Annotated in this window: 25 protein-coding genes and 1 riboswitch; of the genes, 21 read left to right on the top strand and 4 right to left on the bottom strand. The window is 44.5% G+C overall.

Features of this window, described 5'->3' with window-relative positions:
• Window positions 1-683: 683 nt before the first annotated feature.
• From ACSBL2_RS17950 to ACSBL2_RS17935, 4 genes are all read left to right on the top strand, one after another.
• A complete protein-coding gene (locus ACSBL2_RS17950; protein WP_442587931.1) occupies window positions 684-1,448 on the top strand; it encodes an SDR family NAD(P)-dependent oxidoreductase in 765 nt (254 codons plus the stop codon).
• Between the two features lie 21 nt (window positions 1,449-1,469).
• Window positions 1,470-2,333, top strand: a complete 864-nt coding sequence (locus ACSBL2_RS17945; RefSeq protein WP_442587930.1) for a fumarylacetoacetate hydrolase family protein — start codon at window positions 1,470-1,472, stop codon at window positions 2,331-2,333.
• A 2-nt stretch (window positions 2,334-2,335) separates the two neighbouring features.
• Window positions 2,336-3,139: an SDR family oxidoreductase gene (locus ACSBL2_RS17940; protein ID WP_442587929.1), complete on the top strand. Its 804-nt coding sequence runs from the start codon at window positions 2,336-2,338 to the stop codon at window positions 3,137-3,139.
• A 161-nt stretch (window positions 3,140-3,300) separates the two neighbouring features.
• Window positions 3,301-3,987, top strand: coding sequence for a lipid-binding SYLF domain-containing protein (locus ACSBL2_RS17935; RefSeq protein WP_442587928.1), 687 nt, complete (start codon window positions 3,301-3,303; stop codon window positions 3,985-3,987).
• A gap of 295 nt (window positions 3,988-4,282) precedes the next feature.
• Here the strand turns inward: ACSBL2_RS17935 and ACSBL2_RS17930 are convergent, their stop codons facing one another.
• A complete protein-coding gene (locus ACSBL2_RS17930) occupies window positions 4,283-4,711 on the bottom strand; it encodes a CBS domain-containing protein (protein ID WP_442587927.1) in 429 nt (142 codons plus the stop codon).
• A gap of 169 nt (window positions 4,712-4,880) precedes the next feature.
• Complete coding sequence (locus ACSBL2_RS17925) at window positions 4,881-5,567, bottom strand: DUF4397 domain-containing protein (protein ID WP_442587926.1); 687 nt, start codon at window positions 5,565-5,567, stop codon at window positions 4,881-4,883.
• A gap of 428 nt (window positions 5,568-5,995) precedes the next feature.
• On the opposite strand from ACSBL2_RS17925, the gene ACSBL2_RS17920 reads away from it, so the two are divergent.
• The 14 genes from ACSBL2_RS17920 to cobC all read left to right on the top strand — a co-directional run bounded on the left by ACSBL2_RS17920 (window position 5,996) and on the right by cobC (window position 21,615).
• Window positions 5,996-7,204, top strand: coding sequence for a hypothetical protein (locus ACSBL2_RS17920; RefSeq protein WP_442587925.1), 1,209 nt, complete (start codon window positions 5,996-5,998; stop codon window positions 7,202-7,204).
• A gap of 62 nt (window positions 7,205-7,266) precedes the next feature.
• On the top strand, window positions 7,267-8,751 hold the full coding sequence (locus ACSBL2_RS17915; RefSeq protein ID WP_442587924.1) for a cobyric acid synthase: 1,485 nt from the start codon (window positions 7,267-7,269) through the stop codon (window positions 8,749-8,751).
• Between the two features lie 3 nt (window positions 8,752-8,754).
• Complete coding sequence (locus ACSBL2_RS17910) at window positions 8,755-9,762, top strand: pyridoxal phosphate-dependent aminotransferase (protein ID WP_442587923.1); 1,008 nt, start codon at window positions 8,755-8,757, stop codon at window positions 9,760-9,762.
• A complete protein-coding gene (gene cbiB, locus ACSBL2_RS17905) occupies window positions 9,753-10,691 on the top strand; it encodes an adenosylcobinamide-phosphate synthase CbiB (protein ID WP_442587922.1) in 939 nt (312 codons plus the stop codon). Before ACSBL2_RS17910 ends, cbiB begins: the two co-directional genes overlap by 10 nt.
• Window positions 10,688-11,242, top strand: coding sequence for an AAA family ATPase (locus tag ACSBL2_RS17900; protein WP_442587921.1), 555 nt, complete (start codon window positions 10,688-10,690; stop codon window positions 11,240-11,242). Before cbiB ends, ACSBL2_RS17900 begins: the two co-directional genes overlap by 4 nt.
• A 60-nt stretch (window positions 11,243-11,302) precedes the next feature.
• Window positions 11,303-11,489, top strand: a riboswitch (cobalamin riboswitch).
• A gap of 30 nt (window positions 11,490-11,519) precedes the next feature.
• Window positions 11,520-12,686: an ABC transporter substrate-binding protein gene (locus tag ACSBL2_RS17895; protein ID WP_442587920.1), complete on the top strand. Its 1,167-nt coding sequence runs from the start codon at window positions 11,520-11,522 to the stop codon at window positions 12,684-12,686.
• Window positions 12,687-12,705: 19 nt separating this feature from the next.
• Window positions 12,706-13,734, top strand: coding sequence for an iron chelate uptake ABC transporter family permease subunit (locus ACSBL2_RS17890; protein ID WP_442587919.1), 1,029 nt, complete (start codon window positions 12,706-12,708; stop codon window positions 13,732-13,734).
• A complete protein-coding gene (locus tag ACSBL2_RS17885; protein ID WP_442587918.1) occupies window positions 13,734-14,762 on the top strand; it encodes an ABC transporter ATP-binding protein in 1,029 nt (342 codons plus the stop codon). The genes ACSBL2_RS17890 and ACSBL2_RS17885 overlap by 1 nt, the downstream gene beginning before the upstream one ends.
• A gap of 131 nt (window positions 14,763-14,893) precedes the next feature.
• Window positions 14,894-17,083: a TonB-dependent receptor gene (locus ACSBL2_RS17880; protein ID WP_442587917.1), complete on the top strand. Its 2,190-nt coding sequence runs from the start codon at window positions 14,894-14,896 to the stop codon at window positions 17,081-17,083.
• A gap of 1,046 nt (window positions 17,084-18,129) precedes the next feature.
• The gene (locus ACSBL2_RS17875; RefSeq protein WP_442587916.1) at window positions 18,130-18,723 is read left to right on the top strand and encodes a cob(I)yrinic acid a,c-diamide adenosyltransferase; all 594 of its coding nucleotides are present in this window, start codon (window positions 18,130-18,132) and stop codon (window positions 18,721-18,723) included.
• 5 nt (window positions 18,724-18,728) lie between these two features.
• On the top strand, window positions 18,729-19,238 hold the full coding sequence (locus ACSBL2_RS17870; RefSeq protein WP_442587915.1) for a bifunctional adenosylcobinamide kinase/adenosylcobinamide-phosphate guanylyltransferase: 510 nt from the start codon (window positions 18,729-18,731) through the stop codon (window positions 19,236-19,238).
• 13 nt (window positions 19,239-19,251) lie between these two features.
• Window positions 19,252-20,265: a nicotinate-nucleotide--dimethylbenzimidazole phosphoribosyltransferase gene (gene cobT / locus ACSBL2_RS17865; protein ID WP_442587914.1), complete on the top strand. Its 1,014-nt coding sequence runs from the start codon at window positions 19,252-19,254 to the stop codon at window positions 20,263-20,265.
• Between the two features lie 7 nt (window positions 20,266-20,272).
• On the top strand, window positions 20,273-21,073 hold the full coding sequence (gene cobS / locus ACSBL2_RS17860) for an adenosylcobinamide-GDP ribazoletransferase (RefSeq protein ID WP_442587913.1): 801 nt from the start codon (window positions 20,273-20,275) through the stop codon (window positions 21,071-21,073).
• Window positions 21,058-21,615: an alpha-ribazole phosphatase gene (gene cobC / locus ACSBL2_RS17855; RefSeq protein ID WP_442587912.1), complete on the top strand. Its 558-nt coding sequence runs from the start codon at window positions 21,058-21,060 to the stop codon at window positions 21,613-21,615. Before cobS ends, cobC begins: the two co-directional genes overlap by 16 nt.
• Here the strand turns inward: cobC and ACSBL2_RS17850 are convergent.
• Window positions 21,584-22,405 (bottom strand): MOSC domain-containing protein, encoded by an 822-nt coding sequence (locus tag ACSBL2_RS17850; RefSeq protein WP_442587911.1) that lies wholly within the window; start codon window positions 22,403-22,405, stop codon window positions 21,584-21,586. The two genes, cobC and ACSBL2_RS17850, sit on opposite strands and share 32 nt — an antisense overlap.
• 174 nt (window positions 22,406-22,579) lie before the next feature.
• Here ACSBL2_RS17850 and ACSBL2_RS17845 point away from each other — a divergent pair, with 174 nt between their 5' ends.
• Both ACSBL2_RS17845 and ACSBL2_RS17840 read left to right on the top strand, forming a co-directional pair.
• Window positions 22,580-23,014 (top strand): tail fiber domain-containing protein, encoded by a 435-nt coding sequence (locus ACSBL2_RS17845; RefSeq protein ID WP_442587910.1) that lies wholly within the window; start codon window positions 22,580-22,582, stop codon window positions 23,012-23,014.
• A gap of 282 nt (window positions 23,015-23,296) precedes the next feature.
• On the top strand, window positions 23,297-24,085 hold the full coding sequence (locus ACSBL2_RS17840; protein ID WP_442587909.1) for a hypothetical protein: 789 nt from the start codon (window positions 23,297-23,299) through the stop codon (window positions 24,083-24,085).
• On the opposite strand, the gene ACSBL2_RS17835 is transcribed toward ACSBL2_RS17840, so the two are convergent.
• Window positions 24,072-25,292 (bottom strand): dicarboxylate/amino acid:cation symporter, encoded by a 1,221-nt coding sequence (locus tag ACSBL2_RS17835; RefSeq protein ID WP_442587908.1) that lies wholly within the window; start codon window positions 25,290-25,292, stop codon window positions 24,072-24,074. The two genes, ACSBL2_RS17840 and ACSBL2_RS17835, sit on opposite strands and share 14 nt — an antisense overlap.
• A 137-nt stretch (window positions 25,293-25,429) precedes the next feature.
• On the opposite strand from ACSBL2_RS17835, the gene ACSBL2_RS17830 reads away from it, so the two are divergent.
• A complete protein-coding gene (locus ACSBL2_RS17830; RefSeq protein ID WP_442587907.1) occupies window positions 25,430-26,275 on the top strand; it encodes an SMP-30/gluconolactonase/LRE family protein in 846 nt (281 codons plus the stop codon).
• The last annotated feature ends 27 nt before the right edge of the window (window positions 26,276-26,302 follow it).

Below are 26,302 nucleotides of genomic sequence, written 5' to 3'. Positions count from 1 at the left end.
TTTACTGCTGCATTGCTGTTTTTACAGGGTTGCATTTCTTTTTTGTACTGTTGCTTTTAACATTTAGAAACCGCCTTTAGATGTTATGCTGAGCGAAGCGACCTGGGAATAACATATGGATTTGGTCGTCATGAATCCATATCTAAACTATTGTGAACCAATGGTGTTACTATAGTTGACAAGGTGCTGACAAGGTGTTGACAAGGTACTGGCAAGGTGCTGTCAAGGTCTTATACCTTGTCAACCCCTTGTCAGTACCTTGTTATACACTTGTTAAACATTGCTTCACTATACTTTCATTGTTGTTTCAGCATGGTTTGATTGCGATCAGTGTACGGCCTTCGTGATCACATGGGTACCTGCCGTCTCATCGGTAGAAATACAGGTCAGTTATTTCCTGCTTCGGGAAGTTTTATGTCAATATAGCTTAATGATTGGATAAAATATTCGAACAAAAGGAACCTTAAATAGCTTTTCTTTGGGTAACCAATATAAACTGATGTCTGCGATTAATTATATTCAAAGCAATTTTAAGGAGCACCTTCCGGTTATCTTTAACGATCTGCGGGGAAGTACTTCCCTGAATAGGCAGACCATACAGTTCTCATTATCCAACACGAGTTTATTTATTTATCGTACCCTCTTCAGCCTAACTGAAGGCAGGGCAGACCAATTTTGTACATATGTTTAGTCTAAAAGGAAAAATAGCCGTAGTAACGGGTGGCGGAAGTGGTATTGGCAGGGCCATAGCCAGTCTTTTCGCCAAACAGGGAGCCACTGTCCATATCATTGAATTAAATGCAGATGCTGCCGCTGAAACCATTCAGGAGATCCGGCAGGACGGAGGAAATGCTTCTGCCCATAGTTGCGATGTGAGTATACAACAGCAGGTACTGGATACGTTTAAGCAGATAGGAGGGATAGATATCCTCGTGAACAATGCAGGAATTGCCCATATTGGAAGAGCTGATACCACAACGGAAGCTGATTTTACCCGGGTCTTTGAGGTGAATGTCAAGGGTGCCTACAATTGTTTGTTCGCCGCGATCCCGGTATTTAAGGAAAGGGGCGGGGGAGTGGTCCTTAACATGGCTTCAATTGCAGCTGTAGTGGGCATTACAGACCGTTTTGCCTATTCCATGAGTAAAGGTGCCATTTATGCCATGACACTCTCTGTGGCGAGGGATTACCTGGATGACCATATCCGTTGTAACAGTATTTCCCCGGCAAGGGTACATACGCCTTTCGTAGATGGCTTTATTGCTAAAAATTATGCGGGGAAAGAAGAAGAAATATTTGAAAAACTGAGCCAAAGTCAGCCCATAGGCCGGATGGGAAAACCTGAGGAAGTCGCTTCACTTGCTTTATATTTATGCGCAGATGAATCTGGTTTTGTGACCGGCAATGACTATCCGCTGGATGGCGGTTTTATTAAACTGAATAACTAAAGACAAATAAATTTATAGCTGATGAAATTAATAAGATGGGGTACCACAGGACAAGAGAAAACGGGTGTGATTATAAATGATATCCAGTATGATACGTCCGCATTTGGTGGTGATTACGATGAGAAATTCTTTGAAAATAACGGACTGGAAAGACTGGCAGAATTTGTAAAAGCCAATGAAGGCAGTTTACTTCCTGTGCCTGAGGGGGCAAGACTGGGATCTCCGGTGGCGAGACCATCAAAGCTGATCTGCATTGGTCTGAATTATGCCGATCATGCCAGGGAAACGAATGCAGCAATGCCACCTGAACCGGTGATTTTTATGAAATCGACGACCTCCCTTACCGGCCCTTTTGATGAGATTGTGATCCCAAAAAATTCGGTGAAAACCGACTGGGAAGTGGAGCTGGCCATTGTCATCAGTAAAAAAGCTTCCTATATTGAGGAAGCCGACGCATTGGATTATGTGGCAGGTTATGTATTGCACAATGATGTTTCTGAACGCGAATTCCAGCTGGAACGCAACGGTACCTGGGATAAGGGAAAAGGTTGTGATACTTTTGCCCCACTCGGCCCCTTCCTGGCCACAAAAGAAGAAATTAAGGATGTCAATCAACTCCGTCTGTGGTTAACTGTTAACGGAGAGAAAATGCAGGATGGGAATACCTCGAATTTTATTTTCAATGTTCCCTTTGTGATTTCGTATATCAGTCAGTTTATGACACTTCTTCCGGGAGATGTGGTGTCTACGGGAACCCCTGCAGGAGTAGGACTGGGTTTCAATCCTCCGGTGTACCTGAAAGCTGGAGACGTGGTGGAATTGGGTATTGACGGCCTGGGTGTGTCGAGACAACAGGTGGTGGATTATGTTAAAAAGGATGTTTAACTATGGATCTTCAGTTAAAGGATAAAATAATTATTGTAACCGGAGCGGCAAAAGGCATAGGACAGGGGATTGTCCGTGTACTGGCGGCCGAAGGTGCCATTCCTGTCATTGTTGGCAGGAATGAAGCTGACAACCTGAAACTGGTTGCAGAAATTTCTGCACTGGGACAAAGGGCCTTTCAACTGGCAGCAGAACTGACTGATCCTGCTGCCGCTGGAAAAACGATTGAAGCCGTAATTGCAGCATATGGCAGGATTGACGGATTGGTAAATAATGCGGGGGTGAATGATAATGTGGGACTGGAGAGTGGAAATTACACCACTTTTATGGAAAGCCTGCATAAAAATGTTGTCCATTATTACCTGATGGCACAAGCTGCGTTGCCTGCACTTAAGGCCTCCAAAGGAACGATTGTGAATATTGGCTCCAAAGTGGCTGATACAGGACAGGGGGGGACTTCCGCCTATGCGGCATCAAATGGTGCCCGTAATGCCCTTACGCGCGAATGGGCGGTGGAACTGCTCCCTTACGGTATCCGTGTGAATGCCGTAATTGTTGCAGAATGTTATACCCCGCTCTACCAGAGCTGGATTAAATCGTTACCCAATCCTGAAGAAAAAATGGCTGCTATTATTGACAAAATACCTTTTGGCAACAGGATGACCACGGCGGAAGAAATAGCCAATGCGGTCGCATTTCTATTGTCTGCCCGGTCAAGCCATACCACCGGTCAGCTGGTATACATTGATGGTGGATATGTTCATCTGGACAGGGCCATCAACCCCTTAAGCGAAAATGATAAATGATTTTTCAGTTGTGGAGAACAATTGGCCTTTGATTTGTTTAATAACGAAATATGCAGGCATTTCAATGTACTAACCTGCTTGAATAGTCGTTTTTTAAACTATATGAAAATAGAGCCTGCATGTTGCAAGGTTTTATGGCCATACTAATCAATTCAACACACATGAAAAATATGAAATTTCCAGGAATTAAAGCCGCTGTCATCCTATGTGCCGGTTTGTTTTTATCTACTACTGTCACTGCACAGGATAAAGAGCAGAAAAAAATTGAAGCAGCCACTACCGTACTTTCAGACTTCAGTAAAATGAAAGAGAGTATCCCTTCCGAGTTACTGGCCATTACAGAAGGAATCATTGTGGTTCCTAAACTGATCAATGCGGGTTTTGTGATTGGAGGGAAACATGGTAAAGGGGTGGCCATGGTGAAAAAAGCAGATGGTAGCTGGAGTAATCCTGTTTTTGTTACCATTACAGGAGGAAGTGTTGGTGCACAGATTGGTGTACAGGCAGTGGATCTGATCCTGGTATTTAAGAATAGCAAGAGTTTGACAGACATTAAAAAGAGCAGCTTCACCCTTGGTGGTGATTTATCCGTTGCTGCAGGCCCTGTAGGAAGAAGTTCTACTGCAAATACAGATTACAAACTGGAAGCAGAAGTGTATTCGTATTCAAGAAGTAAAGGGCTTTTTGCAGGAATTACCCTGAACGGGGCATCGCTGGCGGTAGATGCACAGGCCAATACCAATTTCTACGGAGAGGATATGACGGCGAATACCATTTTCAATGCTTCAGCCAGCTCAGCAGCAGCGGTGAAAACTTTGAAATCTACACTGGTAGGCATGAAAAAATAAGATAACAAGCAGATAAAAATGCGGAACGGGGATATGTCAGCAATGATATATCCCTTTTTTTCAGGCTGAAATGCTGGTTCAGCCTGAAAAATTAAAATAAGCAAAATCTGCTATTCCCTGCTTTGTTGCGTACAGCAGAAAATCCTTATCACTATGGCAAAATATTCAAAAAAAGCCGGGGCGAATTACCTGAGAAAAAATCATAGTGGTGTATGCTGATCAGAGGAACATCCATAACCGGTATGGATGTTCTTTATTCTCTATAATGAGCTGGGGGGATGCCCTGATTTTTAGCCTATTGGTGGATATAACTTTCCAAATGGGAGATGATCTGTTTCTGATCTTCAATAATGAATTTAACAATATCCCCGATAGATAACATGGATATCACCTGCTCACCAGATACGACAGGCAGATGTCTGATGTGCTTATCAGTCATTAATGACATGCAGTGGTCAATACTGTCACCAGATTGTATGGTAATAGGATTTGCAGTCATTACCTCTTTGATCAAAGCTGATTTGGATGATTTTCCCAGCAGGATGACCTTTCTGGCATAATCTCTTTCTGTGAAAATTCCGCTGAGCAAACCATGCTCAATGATCATCAGTGCACTGATATTTTTTTCCATCAGGATTTTTAACGCATCAAAAACCGGCGTATCACCAGTAACAGCATAAATATCTCTGGATTTGGTAGCGATGATGTGTTGTACTGTCTTCATAATTGAATATTTGGTTATTCTAATTTACTGAAAAATAATATTTTATGCAAGGGCAAAAAGAATTAGAAATAAAAAGGTGTCGGATAGACATCTAGGGCGTGGATTTAAACCAAAAAAGCCTGCTTCCATGAAAGAAAGCAGGCTTTACACACCTAATATTACTGTATGCCTAATTGTGTGAAATCTGGCGTACTGTAATGCTGTTGGCACTGGAACCGGTAATGTAAACCGTATAGATTTTACCGGCAGTGAAAGCTGTTAAATTGATATTGGCCAGACTTGTAGTTTGTCCGGAAGCATAGACATTCAGGCTAAGTACCCCCGGATCAAGGCTGATGTAATTGCTGGAAGCATCATGTGCCAGGTTAACCACTACGTTGCCTCCTGAACCATTTTTAATGTCAATGTTTCCTGATACAGCATCGCTTAGGTGAATGAACCTGACTTTGGCTTTTCCTTCTGCAGGGCTTGCCAGGTCATCTTTGTACAGTTTAACCCTTGCAGCCTGTCCGTCACCTGCGAGAAATATGGTGTAATAAGCACCTTTATCCAGGTCAAACCGGTCTGAAGCATATGCTGTGGCCGTTCCTTCATTCCGGAATTGTGCTTCCAGGTTATTTCCGGAATTGGTGACAATGTAATCTGACGCATCTCCATAGGAAAGTCCCCCGTTTATCACTGTTTTTGAAGCCAGGAAAAATCCCTGATCAGTTGAACTGGAGGAAGCATTGACCACTTTTACATTTGCAGATCCTGACTCATCCACATCGTCTTTTTTACAGGAAGAAACCATGGTCGTCAATACAAGGACAGCCGTCCCCATAAATAAATTTTTTAGAATTGTTTTTGTTCTCATTTTGGTAAATGTTTTAAGATGTAAATCAGACAGGTAAACTGTCTCCCGACTGCCATTTTACAAGAAGCTCACCAAATGTTGGGCAAAAGCGACAATTCTGCTCAGACTGCATTTATTTAGTAGATTTTAAGGAGGTTAAGCTGCGGAGCAGAAAATTGGGGATATGGGTTTCTGTTTAATTTATGTATCGATATTGATACATAAATGTTCGGTTTTTAGAGCTTTTTGGAGTCGTAACACTTTATTTTCTATACTTCCTGACATAACGGTGATCTTTCCTCTAGGAATAGGAGAGCGCTGAACTCCCCTGTAAATCTGAGTCCTGCCAGATGACGTTTGAAGACCCCGGTTTTCAGAAAATTTTACATTTAAACTTGACAATTGACCATAGAATTATTGTATATTTAATATAACCAAAACATACGGCCATGAGCAGGCTATTTTATTATTTCTTGATCCTAAATTCCCTGATGGGAATCTCCGCTGCACATGCACAGCAAACAGGCGGACTGGTACGCGTCGATTTTTACACCGATGTTTTTCTTGCAAATACAGACAAATCCATGTTTGTGCATATTGCTGAACCCACGACGAAACAGGAACTTTTAAATGCTTACAGGAAAATTGATTCGGGCGGATATAAGCAACTCATCGATTCACTGCTGGAGTATAAAGAAAAACATGAACTTAACGATTGGTTATACTATCAGCTGGTGCGCAGGGTGGCCCAGCAAATCAGTCCCAAAGAGCTGAATTATGCTTCCTATACTTTCTATAAATGGTTCATGATGGTGAAATCGGGTTATGATGCGCAATTGGCATTGACCCCGGAAAAAATCATATTCTATGTGTATAATGATGAGGATATCTCAGATATTCCATTTTTTATGGTAGAGGGGAAGAAATACATGTGCCTGAATTACCATGATTATCCCAAGACAGACCTGAATGTGAACCCGCCATTACCGGTCAACATTAAAGTACCCGGGGCGGCACATGCATTTTCCTATAAAGTGACGCGCATGCCCGATTTTAAGCCGGAGCATTATGAAGAGAAGAAACTGGCCTTTGTCTATAACCATAAGGAATACCATTTCAGTATCAAACTGAATTCGGCGATCGACTCTGTATTCAGGAATTACCCGGGGGTAGATTTTGAATCTTATTTTAATATTCCTTTTAGCAAGGAAACCTATGGGGCACTCATCCCATTACTCCGGAAAAACCTTAAAGGACTGAATCAGGTTAAAGGGGTGGATTACCTCATGCGTTTTACCCGTTATGCATTTCTCTACGAAAATGACCAGAAAAACTTTGGCAAGGAAAAACGCATGGCGCCCGAAGAAACACTGTTCTCTAATTATAGCGATTGTGATGACCGGGTGGCCTTATTTTTTTACCTCGTCAAGGAGATGTATAACCTGCCTATGATTGCATTGCTGTATCCGACACACATTACCATGGCGGTGGAATTCAGTAAACCGGTAGGTGATCCCATCGTGTATAAGGGCAAGAAGTATTCATTGTGTGAGCCTACCCCGGAAAAGGAAGACCTGCCTATAGGAAAAATGGCTGCAAACTTAAAAGATACGCCCTATGATATTGTTTATCAGTATGTACCTGTATACAGGGAATAATCTTTTAAATTTTAATTCCTCCGCCTTGTATGCTTTAAGATAAAAGTGTAAGATTGCAAAGGATGGATGTGAAAGAAAAATTGAAGCCGGTGATGTTTGTCGGTACTTCTTCAGATGTTGGAAAGAGTGTGATTACTGCCGGATTTTGCCGGATTTTCCTGCAGGATGGTTATGCCCCTGCACCTTTTAAGGCACAGAATATGTCGCTGAATAGCTATGCTACGCCTGAAGGACTGGAGATTGGCCGCGCACAGGCCGTACAGGCAGAAGCTGCAGGCATTCCCTGCCATACCGATATGAATCCGGTATTGTTGAAACCGACCACGGATCAATCCTCACAGGTGATCTTAAACGGGAAGCCTGTAGGTAACCAGTCCGCCGCCGAATATTTTATGTCAGGTAACAGGGCGGCCTTGTTTGAGGAGGTTCATCTGGCTTTCCAGCGCCTGGCAGCAAGATATTCCCCGGTAGTGATGGAAGGTGCCGGCAGTATTTCAGAACTGAACCTGCGCGACAGGGATATTACGAATATGAGAATGGCCATTGCCGCAGGTGCAGCCACGTACCTGATTGCCGATATCGACAGGGGTGGGGTGTTTGCCAGTCTTTACGGGACAATGGAATTGCTGAAACCAGAAGAAAGAGCCTGCATCAAGGGCATCATCATCAATAAATTCAGGGGAGACATCAGGTTATTTGACGATGGCAGAAAGATCATCAGCGATTTATGCGGCGTCCCCGTTATTGGGGTGCTTCCTTATTACCGCGATATCCATATAGAGGAAGAAGATGCTGTCGCCCTCCGGCAGAAAAGAAACCAACCTGTAGCAGGTAAGGTAAATGTAGCTGTGGTGCGTGTGGGAAGGATGTCTAATTTTACCGATTTCGACCGGCTGGAAAAAGATAGCCGGGTGAATTTGTATTATACGGACAGCAGCGATGTCCTTTTACAGGCAGATATTGTGATCCTGCCGGGAAGTAAAAATACCATAGCAGATTTAATAGAATTAAAAAATAATGGACTGGCGGAGCGGATTGTTGAGGTATTTAAAAGCGGAAAAACAGTGATTGGAATTTGTGGAGGTTATCAGATGATGGGGGAATCTATAAAAGATCCCTTCCATGCAGAGTCTGCCATCACTGAAATTGCCGGACTTGGCCTGCTGCCTGTAGAGACTACTTTACAGTCGGAGAAGACCACGCGTCAGCGTAAGTTCCGCTATCGTCATTTTGAGGAAACCTGCCAGGGGTATGAGATCCACATGGGAGAGACCACAGTTTTACGCCATCCACAGCCGCTCAACCATTTTATCGGCATGGAAGGAAATACAGATGGTTATTTGCTGACGGAAACCTGCTGGGGTTCTTATCTGCATGGAATATTGGATAATGCCTGCGTCATTGATGACCTGCTGAAATCCTATACCACAGTCAGCGTGGCTGCAGTGGATCATCAGCAGTTTAAAGAGAAACAATATGATCTGCTGGCAGCATTGATACGTGAAAATATTGATGTGGAACAGGTGTATCAGCAATTAAAATATTAAGGCATGTTGTCGGGACACGGAGATGATGGCTATACCCATCCTAAAGAAATTACCGCAGATTTCAGTACCAATGTATGGTACGGCGGTGCACCCGCTGGACTGAAGGACTACCTTTTTGACCGCTGGAATAGAGTGTGTAAATACCCTGAGGTGATCGGTGAAAGCCTGCGCCATAAGATTGCAGCACATCATGGTTTTGAAGAGGGGAACATCCTGGTTGCCAATGGAAGTACGGAAAGTATTTACCTGATTGCGCAGGCCTTTAAATTCAAGCGGACAACAATTGTGGTTCCTGCATTCGCAGAATATGAAGATGCCTGCAGGTTACACGACCACGAGATCAGCTTTCTGCCCTGGGACCAGTTCAGTGTAGGAGCGAAGCTGGATACCGATGTGGTTTTTATCTGTAATCCGAATAATCCTACAGGGGCCGTTTTTGAGCAGGTTGAAAAAATGCTGTTGCGCTACCCCATGGTTATATTTGTGATTGATGAGGCTTTTATTGAATTTACTTTCGCCATTCCTTCTGTGGTCCGGCTGATCACCATATATGATAATTTAATTGTCATGCGGTCCATGACCAAAGCTTATGCCATCCCCGGATTAAGGTTGGGGTATATCGCTGCATCTGTTCCGTTGATTGCCAGGTTACAGGGATTGAAATTGCCCTGGACGGTAAATGTAATGGCACTGGAAGCCGGGCACTATATCTTTGACCATATGCAGGATTTTAATCTTCCCCTGCAGCAGTTGTTGAATGATAAGAAGGATTTGGTCAGGGGACTTTCCACAACTTCTTTAAAAGTACAGTACAGCCATACCCACTTTTTTATCGCTGAAACTAGGGTACACAATGCGGCTGCTTTAAAGGCATTTTTGCTGAGAGAATTTGATATCCTGATCCGTAATGCGGATAATTTCAGGGGACTGAATGACCGGGCCGTAAGAATAGCTACCTTAAACAGCGAAAAAAATAATTTACTCCTGGAAGCTTTATCGTCATGGGACTGACCCTTTCTCTCCTGCTGGTGATTCCGTTGTGGATAGGTTATCTGCTGGATCTTCTCCTGGGAGATCCTTATCGTTTGCCCCATCCGGTAAGGTTTTTTGGCAATACCATTCAGCTTGGGGAAAAATGGCTGAATAAAGGCGGGGTCAGGTTCCTTAAAGGGATGCTGATGGCCATAGTGTTAACATTGGCCACCTATTGCTTTTTCGGGGGGATATCAGGTTTACTCCTGCGATATGACAGGACTTTATATCTTGTCTTTTCTGCTGTTTTTGTCTTTTACGGACTGGCAAATAAAAGCCTTATCCAGGAAGGAAGAAAAGTGTTCGACGCTTTAGCGAAGGGGATTGAAGAGGGAAGGGAACGCCTATCATGGATTGTGGGGCGTGATACAGCTGTACTCTCGGAGCAGCAGATCAGGAAAGCCGTTTTTGAAACGATGTCGGAGAATTTAAGCGATGGCGTGATCGCGCCTTTGTTTTATTATTTGATTGCCGGAGTGCCGGGAATGATGGCTTATAAAATGATCAATACACTGGACTCTATGGTAGGTTACCGCAATGAGCGATATGAGCAGTTCGGAAAGTTCAGTGCCCGGCTGGATGATGTGGCTAATTTTATTCCCTCCCGCTTAACGGCATTACTGATGGTCACCGTAACCGGCAGCTGGAGGGGACTGCAGTTCGTCTTTAGGTACGGGCGTTCCCATAAAAGTCCGAATTCGGGATATCCTGAGGCCGCACTGGCGGGTATCTGTGATGTTCAGTTCGGCGGTCCGAACCTGTACCATGGCATTTTGGTGGAGAAGCCTTATATTGGTATAAATAACAGGGAGATCAGCCATGCAGAGTTGAACAGGGTGAAATGGATTAACCACCTTAGCTGCCTGCTGATGCTGCTCCTGATGACAATGATAGTACTGAATAGATGAAAGCTTTGTCTGCCCATTACATTATAACCGGAGGACCAGGTTCCGGAAAGACAACACTGATCAATTACCTGATTGCCATGGGGTATCACTGTTCCGCAGAAGTCTCCCGCCGTTTAATTATGGAAGAGGTGGAACGTGGTTCAGATTGTTTGCCCTGGAAAGATATCCGTTGTTTTTCCGCGAAGGTTCTTGAAGAGATGGTGGTATCCTGGAAGGCCCTGATTGAAGTCACCATATTATCGTCGTCCCCTTCTTTTTTTGACCGGGGGATCCCTGATATTATTGCTTATTTGAACATTGCCGGATTGCCGGTACAGAATGAATTTACCCGGGCACTGGAAAATGCCCCTTACCATAACCGTGTTTTTATGCTCCCTCCCTGGGAAGACATCTATATCAATGACCCGGAGCGCTGGCAGTCTTTTGAAGAAGCTAGGGCAATTCATGATGCCCTTCGGCTGGTGTATACGGAATATGGATTTGAGCTCATTGAACTGCCTGAAAGCAGTGTGGAGGAGCGTGCTGCATTTATTCTCGCACATTGTTCTTAAAATTCAGCAACATTGTCAATAAAATATGCCGCATATCAATTATTCCTGGTTTTTTTCTGTTAGGTTTGCAGGAATTAAGGTCGTATTTCCAGGGAAATACTTTAATAGGGAATGCCGGTGTAAATCCGGAACAGTCTCCGCTGCTGTAAACCTCATGATCAAGATTGCAAGGATGCCACTTTCCATAATGGAGGGGAAGGCTGCAGTTGGAGGAAGTCAGAAGACCTGCCTTTATTAATTATTACTCACGCTTTCGGAAGAAAGGCTAACAGTTGACATGAAAATAAAAAATCTCTCTTCGCTAACAGGGCTGTTTTCCTGTTTTCTGATGTTTACAATGCTTGCTGCCTCCTGCAGACAGGCCGGATCCGTAAAAAAGGATATTCCCGTTAAAACCGGTAGTGCCGATATCAGGTATGCCAAAGGCTTTAATATAGACTATTATGAAGGATATAAGCTGGTCAGTATCTATAGCTTCGCCGGGAAAAAAAAAGATACTGTTCAGTATGTATTGCTGGAAAAAGGAGCGAAAGCCCCCGAAGGATTTAAAAAGGGGCAACTGATTTATATTCCGCTCCAAAGTATGGTCGCCATGTCGTCTATGCACGTTGCCCTGGCCGATTTTGCGGGTGTTGCCGACAGGATTACCGGATTGGGCAGTTTGCAATATGTTTCTTCACCAACAGTCAGGAAGAATATAAAGGCCGGCAAAGTAAAGGAGGTTGGCCTTGACGGAACAATGAATGATGAGGTACTGATTTCCATGAAACCCGGTCTGGTGATGGTGATGGGAAGTCCCGATGCCAAATACAGCAAATATGAGACCTTGTCTGGTGCAGGCGTGCCCGTCATGCTCAATTCGGAATGGCTGGAGACCAGCCCCCTGGCCCGTGCGGAATGGGTGAAACTGATGGCTGCCCTGGTGAACAGAGAGAAGCAGGTTACCGAGAAGTTTAATGCGGTAGAAAAAGAGTACCAGCGCCTGGCGGAAATTGGAAGGAATGCAAAAGTGAAACCTTCGGTCATATCAGGTATGCCCTATAAGGGGATCTGGCATGTGCCCGATGGGGACAGTTATATGGTTTCCTTTTTTAAGGATGCCGGAACGACTTACAAATGGTCGGACGTACATGGTGAGGGCAGCCTTGCCCTGAATTTCGAGACAGTCGCGCCTGAAGCCCTGAAAGCAGATTTCTGGGTGAATATTGGTTATGTGGATTCCAAAAAGGATATCAGGGCAACCGATGTGCGTTATGCTGATTTTAAGCCTTTTAAAAATGGGAATTTATTCAATAACAACAAGAAGGTAAATGACCTGGGGTCGAATGACTATTGGGAGTCGGGTGCGGTAAATCCACAGCTGGTCCTGGCCGATTTGATTAAAGTCCTTCATCCTGAATTATTGCCCGGTCATCAGCTGGTTTACTATAAACAATTGAATTGATTTTTTTAATCTGCAGAAATTGAATAAACTTAAAATTCCGGTACTGCTTGTGCTTATTGTCTTCGCATTTTTGCTGGATGTAGCCCTGGGTTCTGTACATATCCCTGTGAAAGAAGTGGTGAGAACCCTCTTTTCTCCCGATACGGCAGATGATACCTGGTTGTATATCATTGGGAAAATCCGCCTGCCCAAAGCCATTACGGCTGTCATTGTGGGCTGCGGACTGTCTGTGAGCGGCCTTCAAATGCAGACACTTTTCAGAAATCCACTGGCTGGGCCTTCAGTCCTGGGAATTACCGCCGGAGCCAGCCTGGGTGTTGCCCTCGTTATGCTTTCAGCAGGTACGATCACGAGTTTATATACCATACAGGAACTGGGGATTTCCGGCAGCTGGCTGATTATTCTGGCCTCCTCACTGGGAGCAGCATTGATCATGGTCCTGATCGTGACGATATCTTCTTCGTTGAGGAATAATGTGATTGTGCTTATTGTAGGGGTGATGATCGCCAATATCACTTTTTCGATCATCAGTATCTGGCAGTATTTCAGTTCACCGGAGCTGATCAAGGATTACCTGATCTGGACTTTTGGTTCCCTTGGCGGAGTGACTGGTGATCAGTTGCTTATTCTTGCAATAGTGGTGACGATAGGGATTTTGATTTCCTTTTTATCCTCAAAACTGATGGATGCCCTGCTGCTGGGAGATAATTATGCACGGAGTATGGGACTCACGGTGAAGAGGGCCAGGATACTGATGATAGGCAGTACCAGTTTACTGGCAGGTGGCATTACCGCTTTCTGCGGACCGATTGGTTTTATCGGAATTGCTGTACCCCATTTAACGAGGGCACTTTTTAATACGTCAAATCATAAGGTACTGATTCCTGCCTGCTGCCTGGTGGGAACATTGCTGATGCTGGTCTGTGACCTGATTGCACAGCTTCCCGGTAGCCAGACCGTATTGCCTATCAATGTGATTACTGCCCTGGTAGGTGCACCGGTTGTGATCTGGATAATTGTGGGCCGGAATAAACTGAATGGATTCTGATGAAGATGGGAACGCAACATCGCAAGCTACAGCCTTTATTGCAGGTGAAGGAACTGGAAATAGGTTATAAACGCACAGCTGATGGACATAAGAAAGTGGCCGGGCCGCTGAACCTGGAAATGTATGCAGGACAGCTGGTTTGCCTATTGGGACCCAATGGCTGCGGGAAATCGACATTGCTGCGCTCTATTGCTGGTTTACAGCCTGTATTGAACGGATATATCGAGGTGGAAGGTCAGCGGCTGGATCAGCTTCAGCCTGCCCATATTGCAAAAATCATCAGCCTGGTTTTAACGGATAATGTACGTTCAGGAAATCTGGATGTCTATTCATTGATCGCTCTTGGCCGCTATCCGCATACAGGATGGCTGGGAACACTCAGTAAAAAGGATAAGGAGATCATAGATCTCGCCATACAATCTACGCATACTGCTGCTTTTCTGCCACGTAAACTGGATAGCCTGAGTGACGGGGAATGCCAGAAAGTAATGCTGGCACGGGCCCTGGCACAGGATACGCCACTGGTTATCCTTGATGAACCTACTGCCCACCTTGATCTGCCCAGCAGGATACAGCTGATGGGCCTGCTGCACCAGCTGGCCAGGGAAATGAATAAAGCGATACTGATTTCTACCCATGAGCTGGACCTTGCACTGCAGGCTGCAGATGAAATCTGGCTGATGAGTGATGGAGATTTAACGACAGGCCTGCCGGAAGAACTGGTCCTGAACGGTTCTTTTCAACAGGCATTTGATAAGGAAGGGATCTTATTTGATACCAGCACCGGCACTTTTAACCTGCACCACAAAGGGACAAAGCAGATCCGTATTCAGGGGGAAGGTAAAGTGGTGTTTTGGACCAAAAGGGCGCTGGTTAGAATGGGGTATGAAATCCTGACTGGAGAAACCGATGTTAGCCTGACGGTCAAAGAAGAGGAGGGCGAGGTGGTATGGTCTGTAGACCATAAAGGAGAGGTTAAATTATACCGGCAATTGCCTGAACTGCTTGATGCTTTGTCAGTCATGTGAAAAGATGGTTGGGCACAGGCAGATGATCTCAGCCATTCCTATAAATGAACTATCCGGTTGAGTTCCGTATCTCCCTATCTGCTCTTTAATGCCTGTTCGGCAAAGTAATTACACACCAATAAAAAATAAATATGAATAAATTTCTACGTTCCTTATCCTTTCAGCGTGTGCTGTGTGGTGCATTTTTATGGAGTACTGCGGCAATTGCCCAGGAAAAAAAGGCCGATACGCTTAAAAATAATACCCTGGATGAAGTGGTGGTGACCACCCTGCGTACAGGCGTAAAAAGAAAAAATGTGCCACAGAATGTGACCATTATTAATAAGGGCGCGATTGCCCTGACTTCTTTTCAGGAAGTGACAGATCTCCTGAAGAAGAATTCTTCGGTGAATATTATCCAGTATCCGGGATTGCTTGCCGGTGTCGGCATCCGTGGATTCAGGCCACAAACGAGTGGATTAAATCAGCGCTCCCTGCTGCTGGTAGACGGAAGGCCTGCGGGTACGGCAAATATAGCGACGATGAATCCAGCCGATATAGAACGGATTGAAGTGCTGAAAGGCCCTGCATCGGCTATGTACGGTTCTTCTGCAATGGGCGGAGTGGTGAATGTGATCACAAGAAAATCTTCGGGAGCGATCCATGGCAATGTGTATGCAGAATACGGCTCTTTTGAAACCGTTAAATTGGGCGCTGCGGCAGGGGGGAATATCACGGAGAGACTGGATTTTGACCTGTCTTTCCTGAGTTATGACCGCAGTAAAGATATGAAACTGGGAAAGGGTAATTTCTTCCGCGATAGGCTTGGTGCTGAAACGGCTGTTAAAAATTATACGACAGGTGCAGTGGAGGTGGATGATAAACGTTCCGATGGATTGAGACGGACTTTTAGTACGCTGAATTACAATACAGGAAGTCTGAGGTTGGGCTACCAGCTGAATAAGGTATGGCGCCTGGATGTGAGAGGCGAAAGGTTTGTCGCCAATAATGTGGAAGCCCCAAGTGATATTTTTTATGGAAACGCTGAACCCAGTACCAAAGATATAGAGAGACACAATGAAGAGGCAACAGTTTCCGCTGCTTTCCTGAACCATAAAGTGTCTGTTAAAGGTTATCTTTCAGCGGAGAGAAATACCAATTATACGCTGACGGTGGATGGGGCAACCTTGAGTTCCTATAATTCACTGATCAGTAAAACAAGCTGGAAAGGCTTGCAGGCTAAGGATGTGTATACCCTGGGACAACATGCGCTTGTCTTTGGCCTGGATTACAGCAATGCTTCCACTACTTCACATTCTTTTGCTGCTGATGGGACAGAGAAAGCACCTTATTCACCAGCGTATACCCTTTCTTCAGCCGCGGCCTATGTGCAGGGCCAGTTTAATTTCCTGGATAGTACTTTGGTGATTAACCCCGGAGCAAGAATGGATTTGATTACCTATGAGGTTAAAAAGACCGCACTGCTGAATACTTATGCCGCAGGTAAACAGACGAGCCCTATCGTCAGTCCGAGTTTGGCCGCACAGTATGCACTGCTGAAGATGTTAACTGTTCATGCCTCGGCCGGACGCGCTTTTGTTACGCCTGATGCGTATAATGTTGCCGGCTACTCGGAAATTATTACCGGTGGCAAGGCTACGATTATCAGGGGGAATGCAGATCTCAAAAATGAGAATAGTATTTCTTTTGATGCTGGTCTGAGGTTTTCGAAACCCGAATGGGGACTGACTGCGGATGTGACGTATTTTAATACGTATGTGAGAGACCGGATTACCACTAAAAAGACTGTTCCTGCGGCAACAGAGCTGACGGAAAGTGGCTATGGCATCAATACGATCACTACCTATGTGAATGCAAATAAGGCAAATATTGAAGGTGTTGAAGCCGAATTTTCATTTGATTATGGGATGCTGAGGGCAAAGAATTATTCTTTGCGCCTTTTCGCAAATGGAACAAGAACGACGAAAGCAGAGGAGGTGACGATTGCTGCTGATGGTTCACGTACGCTGAAGGATATCCAGAATGTGGCCGATTTTACTGCTGCTGCTGGTGTGGAGTTTAATGACCTTAAAGCCTTGGATGTTCGTTTAACAGCACGTTATGTGGGAAACCGTAAGGATATCGATTATACGGATACGAAGTCGCCTGAAATCGTTTACCCTGAGTTTTTAGTGATGGATTTTGGGGTAGGATATACTTTTGAGAAGAAACATACAGTTACTTTTATGATGAATAACCTGACGGATGAGAATTATTATGAGAAGAGAGGGTATAATTTGGCGGGGAGGAATCTCAGCATCAAATACACATATAGTTTTTAACACACTTATAGTTTTTAGCTTCCTGGAGAACACGAAAAAACAACACCCCCTTCACTCCTCAATCTTTGCTGAAGGGCAAATATTGAATGTCGTTCAGGGGGTGTTGTTTTTTTACGAATTGCACCAATTGGAAGGGGAAAATTATTGCGTTTAACCGGGTATGGAGCAGATTGGGAGGTTATATTAGACGGAGTAGCAGGGGGATTTTGCAGGGTGTTTAGGAGGTGATATTAGAGACGGAGTGGCGGGGGGATTTTGCAGGGTGTTTAAGAGGTGATTTTAGGCGGAATAGTTGGGGGATTTTGCGGGGTGTTTAGGAGGTGATATTAGAGACGGAGTAGCAGAGGGATTTTGCAGGAGGTTTAAGAGGTTATTTTATAGGGGGTAGTAGGGGAGAGATTTTGCTGGGTGTTTAGGAGGTTATTTTAGACGGGGTAGCAGGGGTATTTTGCTGGGTGTTTAGGAGGTTGTTTTAGAGGGGCTAGCAGGGGAGATTTGCAGGTCGTTTAAGAGGTTTTTTAGACGGATTAGAAGGGAGAGATTTTGCTGGGTGTTTAGGAGGTTATTTTAGACGGGGTAGCAGGGGTATTTTGCTGGGTGTTTAGGAGGTTGTTTTAGAGGGGCTAGCAGGGGAGATTTGCAGGTCGTTTAAGAGGTTTTTTAGACGGATTAGAAGGGAGAGATTTTGCGGAGTGTTTAGGAGGTGATTTTAGGCGGATTAGCAGGTGAGATATGCAGGATGTTTAGGAGGTTGTTAGGGGCTAGCAGGGGAGATTTGCAGGTCGTTTAAGAGGTTTTTTAGACGGATTAGAAGGGAGAGATTTTGCGGGGTGTTTAGGAGGTGATTTTAGGCGGATTAGCAGGTGAGATATGCAGGATGTTTAGGAGGTTGTTAGGGGTTAGCAGGGGAGATTTTGCAGTGTGTTTAGGAAGGTATTTTAGAGGGCTGAGCAGGGGAGAGATTTATAGATTGTTCTGGGAGGAATAATATTGTGCTTTTTATTTGGGCTTCTAAATGCTTAGGTTTGATTTTAATAGAGAATAGTATGAAAATATATACAAAAAAAGGAGATAAAGGTACCACAGGGTTGTTTGGGGGAAAAAGGGTATATAAGGATGATGTGAGGGTAGAGTGTATCGGTACGCTGGATGAAGCAAATTCAACCATTGGGATGTTAAGAGTGAAACTTGGACATGCACATGAATGGCAGGGGAATCTGCATAAAATCCAAAAGGACCTGATGGATATGATGTCACATCTGGCAAGACCATCAGATGCACATAAGTTGAATACGAATCCTATGCCGGAAGATGGTGCTGCATTTTGTGAGGAATGGATTGATGCACTTGAAGGAGCAATGACACATCCTTCAGATTATTTTATATTGCCGGGAGGGAATGAGGTTTCTGCGCTTTGCCATATGGCCAGGACGCAGATGAGAAGGGGAGAAAGGAGATTGGTGTCGTTAATTAAAGAAGATGAAGTGCATGAAGCTATTCCAGCCTATATCAATCGTTTATCTGATTTGTTTTTTACCCTTTCCAGGGCAGAGATGGATAAGGCAGGAGTGGCAGAAGAAAAATGGCAGCTGTTTTTATATAAACGTTTCAAGAAAACGGAACCGGACACTAAATCCTGATTATTATGCTTGTTTTTGTTACAGGTGGAGCAAGGAGCGGTAAAAGCAGGTATGCACAGGAACGGGCTTTGAGCCTTTCAGGTGTGCCGGTGTATGTGGCCACGGCAAAGGTTTGGGATGATGATTTTGCAGCGCGGGTGAAAAGGCATCAGGACGAAAGGGGCCCGGAATGGACTACGTTTGAATCCAGCCACAATTTGCATATGCTGCCTTTGGAAAACCGTGTGGTTGTAATCGACTGCGTTACACTCTGGCTCACCGGTTTGTTTATGGATTATTCCAATGATATTGATCAGTGTCTATCCGCTTTTAAACAGGAACTCGATCGGCTCCTGGGCTTAAGGGCTACGTTTATATTGATCTCTAATGAATTGGGAATGGGAATGCATGCAGATACGGAGGTTGGACGTAAGTTTGCCGATTTGCAGGGCTGGGCAAATCAATATGCTGCTGCCAGGGCAGATGAGGCTGTGTTTATGGTATCAGGAATTCCTTTGTTCCTGAAGAAGTCATAATTATTTATAAGGAATGCAGAAGATGATTGCTGAAAAACTGAAGAATAAAATTGCGCTTAAAACCAAGCCGTTGGGAGCGCTAGGGATGCTGGAAGAACTGGCTTTGAAGATAGGACTTATTTTAGATACGGAATGCCCTGTTTTGAAAGCACCGCATATGGTGGTGTTTGCTGCCGACCATGGTATTGCACTGGAAGGGGTGAGTGCCTATCCACAGGAGGTTACCCGACAAATGGTGCTTAATTTCCTGGCTGGCGGTGCCGCTATTAATGTTTTTTGCCGACAGCATGACATCCGGCTGGATATTGTTGATGCAGGGGTGAACTGGGATTTTGATGCCGGCCTGGCCTTGGGAAATGCGAAGATGGCCAAAGGGACACGGTCATTTTTAGACGGTCCGGCAATGCTGGAGGAAGAAATGCTGCTTTGTCTTGAACACGGTAGGAATAAGATACATGATATCGCCAGGGAAGGATGCAATGTCATTGGATTCGGAGAAATGGGGATTGGAAATACTTCCAGTGCCGCTGTATTGATGAGCCTGCTGTGTGATATTCCATTGAAGGATTGTATTGGCAGGGGAACAGGACTTGATGACAGACAGCTGATGGATAAAGAAGCGATACTGACGAAAGCTTTAACAAATTATTCAGGAAATACAGATGTCCTGTCAGTTATGGCCTGGTTTGGTGGTTTTGAAATCGTGCAAATGGCGGGCGCCATCTGCGCTGCAGCAGAGAAAAATATGGTGGTGCTGGTGGATGGTTTTATTGCCACTGTAGCCTGCCTGTGTGCTGTCAAAATGAACCCTTCAGTAAGGGAAAATGCTGTTTTTACCCATCAGTCGGATGAAAAAGGACACCGGCTTTTACTGGCTGCACTGGAAGCCAGACCATTACTTCAGCTTGGACTTCGTCTGGGTGAAGGAACAGGCTGTGCCCTGGCTTACCCACTTTTGCTGAGTGCCGTAAACTTCCTGAATGAAATGGCCAGTTTTGAAAGTGCAGCAGTGAGTAATAAATCATGATCTGTATATGATAAAGAGACAAATTACCTTATTGCTCACCGCAATGTCGTTTTATACGCGGTTGCCAGTGCCGGCGTATATCCATCAGCAGCATTCAGCTCAACTACCAGATGCCATCAGGTATTTGCCGGTGATTGGCTGGATGGTAGGTATTGTCTCCGCATTGGTGTATGTATCGGGCAGTTACCTGTTCAACATGAATGTTGGCCTATTGCTGTCATTTGCTGCCGGTGTACTGATGACTGGCGCATTCCATGAGGATGGATTTGCTGATGTCTGTGACGGTTTCGGCGGCGGATGGAGCAAGCCGAGAATCCTGGAGATCATGAAGGATAGCCGGCTGGGCACCTACGGGGTTACGGGACTGATCATTATATTTGGCCTTAAGTTTTCCATCCTGCAACTGATGCTGGGCGGAACATTTGTTGCAGTTAAACCCTGGAATATCGTGTTGTTATTTGCCCTAGCTCATTCCCTCAGCAGGTTTGCTGCGATTACTGTGGTATTTAACCACACCTATGCCCGCATAGAGGAGAGCAAGGCCAGTGGGGCTGTAGAAAAAGGAGATTTCAAAAATCTGCTGTTCGCAGGTGCTGTCACGGTACTTCCGCTGTTCCTCCTGAGCTGGGAAAGCAATAATTATTTTCTTTTTATGGCCGTAATTCCCGCCCTGCTAGTCGCTGTAGCCGCAGGAAATTATTTTAAAAAATGGATAGGCGGTTATACCGGTGATTGTCTGGGGGCTGTCCAGCAACTGGCTGAAGTGGTGATTTATATGTCATTGATACTGATATGGAAGTTTACCTGATCCGGCATACGACTCCTGATATTCCAAAAGGACTGATCTACGGCCGTTTGGATGTTCCCCTGGCGCATTCTTTCCAAAAGGAAAAAGAACTGGTACTGCTACAGGTTCCACCTTCGTTGGATGCTGTTTACTCCAGTCCTTCCAGCAGGTGCATGGAGCTGTCAGCAGGGATTGCTGCAACCTGTATTTCGGCTAATGCGGGCTATGCTACGGAAGAAGGGTTTTATGAAATGAACTTCGGTGATTGGGAGGGGAAAACCTGGGATACGATTGACAGGGAAGCATCGGAAATCTGGATGAACGATTTTGTTCATCTTTCTCCTCCGAAAGGGGAGAGTATGCTGGGGATGCAAAAAAGGGTCATACAAAGCTGGGAAAGGATTATTAATGGTGATGACCAGAAGATTGCCATTGTGACCCATGGAGGGGTTATCCGTATAATTCTGGCCCACTATCAGGGGATATCCTTAAAAAATGCTTTTGATATTCAAGTGGGCTTTGGGCAAGTATTTAAATTGCAGCCTTCCACTGCGTTACCTTAATTTCATCACCAATATGGACTGTGCCGGCACCATGGTGTAAAAGATTCTGTCCAAACATGACTTTGCTGTTTATGGTGCGATAAGCTGCCAGTGTTTTCAAAGGTTCGGCACTTTTTGTAGCTGTTTGCTGATCTACTGTAGTCAGGACACACCTTGCACAGGGTTTAACGGCCTGAAATTTTAATTGGCCAATTTCAAAAGTCCCAAATTGGTCTTCGATATGGGCTTCACCCCCGCTGAAGACAAAGTTCGGGCGGAATCTATCCATGGGAACAGGTGCTGCCAGGCGGGAGTTGAGTCCTGCTAAAGAAGCCTCACTGATGATCAGAAAGGGATAGCCGTCGGCAAAACCAACAATTTCATTTCCTTTGGCATATTTTGGATCTACCTGCCTTTTTTCCTGCTCAGGAATCTTTACCAGCCTGACCGCTTTGTTCATGTACAAGGAAAACCACTGATCTGCAGCTTCACTTACCGCTACTGACTTGCATTGGTCGTCCCAAATAGTCACCTCAATTACTTCTCCTGTGTTTTCGGTAAATGCAAAGGAGATGTGCAATGCCGGATCAGCCTTATGGCTTACCCTTAATCCATTGTCAGTAAGGCTGACCTGCAATAAAGCCAGCGCCGCATACTTACGCTGTGTAATAAATTTACCCTCTTCATCTATCAGCATCCAGCGGCGATCATATTGCAATCCCATGTTCTCTACCCTGGCTTCCGGGAGGGAAATGCCACCAAGTGATTTGATAGGATAGATGTAAAGACCGGATAGGGTAAATGTGTTCATGTGTTAAAGATATAAATTTATATCTGTAAGGTATAAAATGTACCATGGACGGTAAATGCCAGGGAAATGGGCAGGGGTATACCTTGTGTAACATCCTTTTTATGCTTTTTTGTGCCAAAAGGCATTACTTTTGCGGGCAATTTAGACAACTAAATATAATAAATTATGAGAGCTATGATTAAACCACTCTTGATTGGTGCTTTATTAATTACTGGGACTTTAAAAGTCTCGGCACAAAAAATTGATGGGCAGGAACTACAAATTAACGTCAGCGAAATTGATGGTTCAGCAGCAAAGCTGATGAAACTGAAACCGGTTACCTTTCAGTATGACCTTAAGAAATATCCTGAGCTGAAACTTACCGCAGGAAAAAAATATGGTTTTTTGGTCGGTGAGGTGAAAGCCGAATTTCCTGAACTGGTAGCAGAATCAGCAAAAAGTTATACCTCAGGTAAAAATAATATGAAAACCCTGAGATATGATGAGGTACAACAGGATCATCTGATTCCGCTGTTGGTGGCTGCTGTGAAAGAGCAACAGCAGGAAATTGAAATCCTGAAAAGGGAATTGGCTACGATGAAAGCCCAAAAAGATACATCAGCTAAGTAACCTGAGCAATTACTTATGCCTGGAAAGGAGGGGGTCATTCGTCATGAACCCCCTCTTTTTTTGCTTCTACCCGTATTCCTATCGGGCATATTTTAATCTCCGAATCATTTCTCCGATCCATCCCTCAGCAGTCCCCGGATGTCTTATCATTTAATGCTATTTTACAGCGTTTGCCGGAACTGCCTAAACAGTGGTCTTTTTCCGTTTTTTGGCAGGCTTTATTTTAAAATTTCTATTTTTGAAAAGCGGATGGCATAAATACCATGTTGCAATTCAACTGAGATGGGACTATTTGATATATTTAAAAAGAACGAAACGGAGAAAGCTGCACAGCCGGTATCACCAACAGCACAGGCGGCAAATCCTTTACCTGAAGGCTATGCGGAGAGTCTGGAGAAAACGGAACGCATTGCTGCGCTTATTGCCGTTCCTTCCTCAGCGAGAGATGAAAAATGGCTCGAGCAGTTCCTGTCAGATTTACCGGGAGCAAGTTTCAGCTGTGGAACACCCCAGGTTATTGCAGGTGCTGACGGCTTTCCCTATTTTCAGTTGCTTTTGCCGGAACCCGGTGCAGAGTTCCAAAGTTTTGTGATCGATAAAATGATGGAAGATTTTCTTCTGGAAAGGGGTTTTGGAGTAGTCATTAATCCCAAAGAGGAGCAGCCTGATTGGGTACTTACTTATGGTGATCTCCTGAATCTCCGGCTTAACGGAAGTTTTTATAGCGCGGAAAGTGCCTTCAATAGCCATATGGGATCAGAAATAGTCGCGGAAAAAGAAGAGGTGCTGATCGGACAGCCTTCCGAGCATATCCTTCCGGCCCAGACAAGGAAATTGTTGAAAGATTTTTTTGAGCTGAATGGTATTTTAGCCCCTAAAATGTTATTGTTGATGCGCAAAAAGGGAGAGGAAACCACGCAGGACCTTGCCTTCAATATTATACCTGAACAATTTGAATCTGAGGAACATTACCGAAATATGATGCAGACCGTTACCTGGTACCTGCCACGTCATTATTCGATTATCGGATTGAAGGATGATGTTTTTGAAAATGGATTTATGCCTTTGTAAGTAACCAGTTTTTGCCCTCAGTAAAACGGGTGATCAGCATCGAAGCAACAGTATCACCGGTTGAATTTAATAGGGTAGCCATTGGATCTACAAGTGTGCCTATAATCATTGCAGGGGGCAGTGCCTCCGGTGGGAAACCATAGGCTGAAATAAACAGGAGTTCCCCAACATAACCTCCGTTAGGGATTCCTCCTTCCACAATGCTCACTAAAATGGTCATTCCCAAGGCAAGGGCAACCGTATCCACGCTATCAAAACTTTTCCCAAACATGGCAAAGACAACAGCCATTTTCACAATGGAAGAAATGCTGGAACCGTCCTTATGTAAGGTTGCCCCCAACGGAATACTTACATTGGCAATATAATCGGGGATATTCATTTTTTTTGCTGCCTCCAGGTTGGCAGGTATCGTTGCAATACTGCTGCAGGTTCCTAAAGCTGTGGCCGTTGGTATGATGTTATTTTTCCAATAAATTTTTATCCCCTTAAGCCCTCCGGCAACAAAAGCATACAAGGAAAACAAGGCCAGGAAGTAAAATGCACCCAGCCCATAGTATAAACCCAGGGATTTAGCATAGGTGCCAAAGAGCTGAGGGCCAAATACACCCACCTGGTAAGCAAAGTAAGACCCTAATCCGATAGGTGCCAGCTTCATGATCAGGATGAATACGTTTTTGAATACCTCATTTCCGGCATGAAGAAACCTGGAAAATGCAAGGCCATAGGTTCCGGAACGTAATGTGGCAAAACCGATAAGTACTGAAAATATAATCATGGCGAGCATACTTTTGCGCGATAGCAATTCATAAAATTCACCGGTGGTGATCAGCTGGGTAACCTGGTCGCCAAGGGGTGTCTGCACTATTTTTTCGGTAAGAACGGCAGTGTTTGCCTGGTCATGGATGGGGAATATCTTTACGGCAAGAATGGTCAGCAAGGCAGAAATGATAATGGTGGAAAGAAAGACCAGGGACATGATGCCCATCATACGGCTGAGCTTGCTGGTCGCCGTTAATCCACCGATAGCAGAGGAGATGGAAAAAAATACCAGTGGGACTACTGCTGTAAACAGAAAATTGAGAAAGATGTCACCTATGGGCTTGAGTATTTTGACCCTTTCTCCAAAGACCAGCCCTGCAAGGCTTCCCAAAATGATACCGGCCATAAGCCATATAATTCCTTTGTAATTTTTGTAGAAATTCCCCATAAACGAATATAATCGTTTTATTTCATTGGTTTATATAAGTTCTATGCCTAGTTTTACCGGGTTAAATTTATTTTATGAAAGATAAACACCCTAACAGCATATTTTACAAATTCTTCCTGCTTATCATTTTTTTTAGCATGAGAGGAGAAAGTAGCAGGGCACAATTGTTTAATCAGGATAGTCTGAAGCTCATTTCCAGTGCATTCAGTTTTACCGAGGGGCCGGCAGTCAATAGAAGGGGAGATGTCTTTTTCACGGATCAGCCCAACAATAAAATCTGGAAGTACAGTGTAGAGGGGAAACTTTCCTTGTTTTCTGATCAGGCAGGAAGGGCGAACGGACTCCATTTCGACCCTAAGGGACAGTTACTGGCCTGCGCCGACGAGAACAATGAATTGTGGTCTATCTCTCCAAAAGGGAAGGTCACCGTACTGCTACACAACGAAGAAGGGGCGAGGCTGAATGGTCCGAATGACCTGTGGATAGATCAGAAGGGAGGGGTATATTTGACCGATCCTTATTATCAGCGGGATTACTGGAGCCGGCAACAGCCTGAAATTGAGGGACAGCGGGTATATTACCTTCCGCCTGGAAAAAACAGCAAATTAATGATGGTAGCAGCGGATATCAGCAAACCCAATGGAATTGTGGGAACACCGGATGGGCGGTACCTATATGTAGCAGATATTGGTGGAAATAAGACTTACCGGTACCGTATAGCCATTGATGGCCGGCTGAGTGATCAGCAAATGATTATTGCACAGGGGGCAGATGGCATTACTCTTGATAGTGATGGGAATATATACCTTTCTGGCAAAGGTGTATTTATTTATAGTCCGCAAGGCGAGCTGATCGGACACATTGAGGTCAATGAACCATGGACTGCAAATTTGTGCTTCGGCGGAAAAAAACGTAATATTTTATTTATTACCGCATCAAAGTCCATTTATACTATTCCTATGAAAGTGAAAGGAGTAGAGTAGAATATACATGTTTAAAAATTGTTTATC

The sequence above is a fragment of the Pedobacter sp. AW31-3R genome, assembly GCF_052180285.1.
Taxonomy (GTDB): Bacteria; Bacteroidota; Bacteroidia; order Sphingobacteriales; family Sphingobacteriaceae; genus Pedobacter.
This window is presented reverse-complemented; position numbering and strand designations above follow the sequence as displayed.

What these genes read in the sequence shown, in the direction of transcription:
- ACSBL2_RS17950 (WP_442587931.1), top strand. Translation starts at nt 684, where the DNA reads ATGTTTAGTCTAAAAGGAAAAATAGCCGTAGTAACGGGTGGCGGAAGT.
- ACSBL2_RS17945 (WP_442587930.1), top strand. Translation starts at nt 1,470, where the DNA reads ATGAAATTAATAAGATGGGGTACCACAGGACAAGAGAAAACGGGTGTG.
- ACSBL2_RS17940 (WP_442587929.1), top strand. Translation starts at nt 2,336, where the DNA reads ATGGATCTTCAGTTAAAGGATAAAATAATTATTGTAACCGGAGCGGCA.
- ACSBL2_RS17935 (WP_442587928.1), top strand. Translation starts at nt 3,301, where the DNA reads ATGAAAAATATGAAATTTCCAGGAATTAAAGCCGCTGTCATCCTATGT.
- ACSBL2_RS17930 (WP_442587927.1), bottom strand. Translation starts at nt 4,711, where the DNA reads ATGAAGACAGTACAACACATCATCGCTACCAAATCCAGAGATATTTAT.
- ACSBL2_RS17925 (WP_442587926.1), bottom strand. Translation starts at nt 5,567, where the DNA reads ATGAGAACAAAAACAATTCTAAAAAATTTATTTATGGGGACGGCTGTC.
- ACSBL2_RS17920 (WP_442587925.1), top strand. Translation starts at nt 5,996, where the DNA reads ATGAGCAGGCTATTTTATTATTTCTTGATCCTAAATTCCCTGATGGGA.
- ACSBL2_RS17915 (WP_442587924.1), top strand. Translation starts at nt 7,267, where the DNA reads ATGGATGTGAAAGAAAAATTGAAGCCGGTGATGTTTGTCGGTACTTCT.
- ACSBL2_RS17910 (WP_442587923.1), top strand. Translation starts at nt 8,755, where the DNA reads ATGTTGTCGGGACACGGAGATGATGGCTATACCCATCCTAAAGAAATT.
- cbiB (WP_442587922.1), top strand. Translation starts at nt 9,753, where the DNA reads ATGGGACTGACCCTTTCTCTCCTGCTGGTGATTCCGTTGTGGATAGGT.
- ACSBL2_RS17900 (WP_442587921.1), top strand. Translation starts at nt 10,688, where the DNA reads ATGAAAGCTTTGTCTGCCCATTACATTATAACCGGAGGACCAGGTTCC.
- ACSBL2_RS17895 (WP_442587920.1), top strand. Translation starts at nt 11,520, where the DNA reads ATGAAAATAAAAAATCTCTCTTCGCTAACAGGGCTGTTTTCCTGTTTT.
- ACSBL2_RS17885 (WP_442587918.1), top strand. Translation starts at nt 13,734, where the DNA reads ATGAAGATGGGAACGCAACATCGCAAGCTACAGCCTTTATTGCAGGTG.
- ACSBL2_RS17880 (WP_442587917.1), top strand. Translation starts at nt 14,894, where the DNA reads ATGAATAAATTTCTACGTTCCTTATCCTTTCAGCGTGTGCTGTGTGGT.
- ACSBL2_RS17875 (WP_442587916.1), top strand. Translation starts at nt 18,130, where the DNA reads ATGAAAATATATACAAAAAAAGGAGATAAAGGTACCACAGGGTTGTTT.
- ACSBL2_RS17870 (WP_442587915.1), top strand. Translation starts at nt 18,729, where the DNA reads ATGCTTGTTTTTGTTACAGGTGGAGCAAGGAGCGGTAAAAGCAGGTAT.
- cobT (WP_442587914.1), top strand. Translation starts at nt 19,252, where the DNA reads ATGCAGAAGATGATTGCTGAAAAACTGAAGAATAAAATTGCGCTTAAA.
- cobS (WP_442587913.1), top strand. Translation starts at nt 20,273, where the DNA reads ATGATAAAGAGACAAATTACCTTATTGCTCACCGCAATGTCGTTTTAT.
- cobC (WP_442587912.1), top strand. Translation starts at nt 21,058, where the DNA reads ATGGAAGTTTACCTGATCCGGCATACGACTCCTGATATTCCAAAAGGA.
- ACSBL2_RS17850 (WP_442587911.1), bottom strand. Translation starts at nt 22,405, where the DNA reads ATGAACACATTTACCCTATCCGGTCTTTACATCTATCCTATCAAATCA.
- ACSBL2_RS17845 (WP_442587910.1), top strand. Translation starts at nt 22,580, where the DNA reads ATGATTAAACCACTCTTGATTGGTGCTTTATTAATTACTGGGACTTTA.
- ACSBL2_RS17840 (WP_442587909.1), top strand. Translation starts at nt 23,297, where the DNA reads ATGGGACTATTTGATATATTTAAAAAGAACGAAACGGAGAAAGCTGCA.
- ACSBL2_RS17835 (WP_442587908.1), bottom strand. Translation starts at nt 25,292, where the DNA reads ATGGGGAATTTCTACAAAAATTACAAAGGAATTATATGGCTTATGGCC.
- ACSBL2_RS17830 (WP_442587907.1), top strand. Translation starts at nt 25,430, where the DNA reads ATGAGAGGAGAAAGTAGCAGGGCACAATTGTTTAATCAGGATAGTCTG.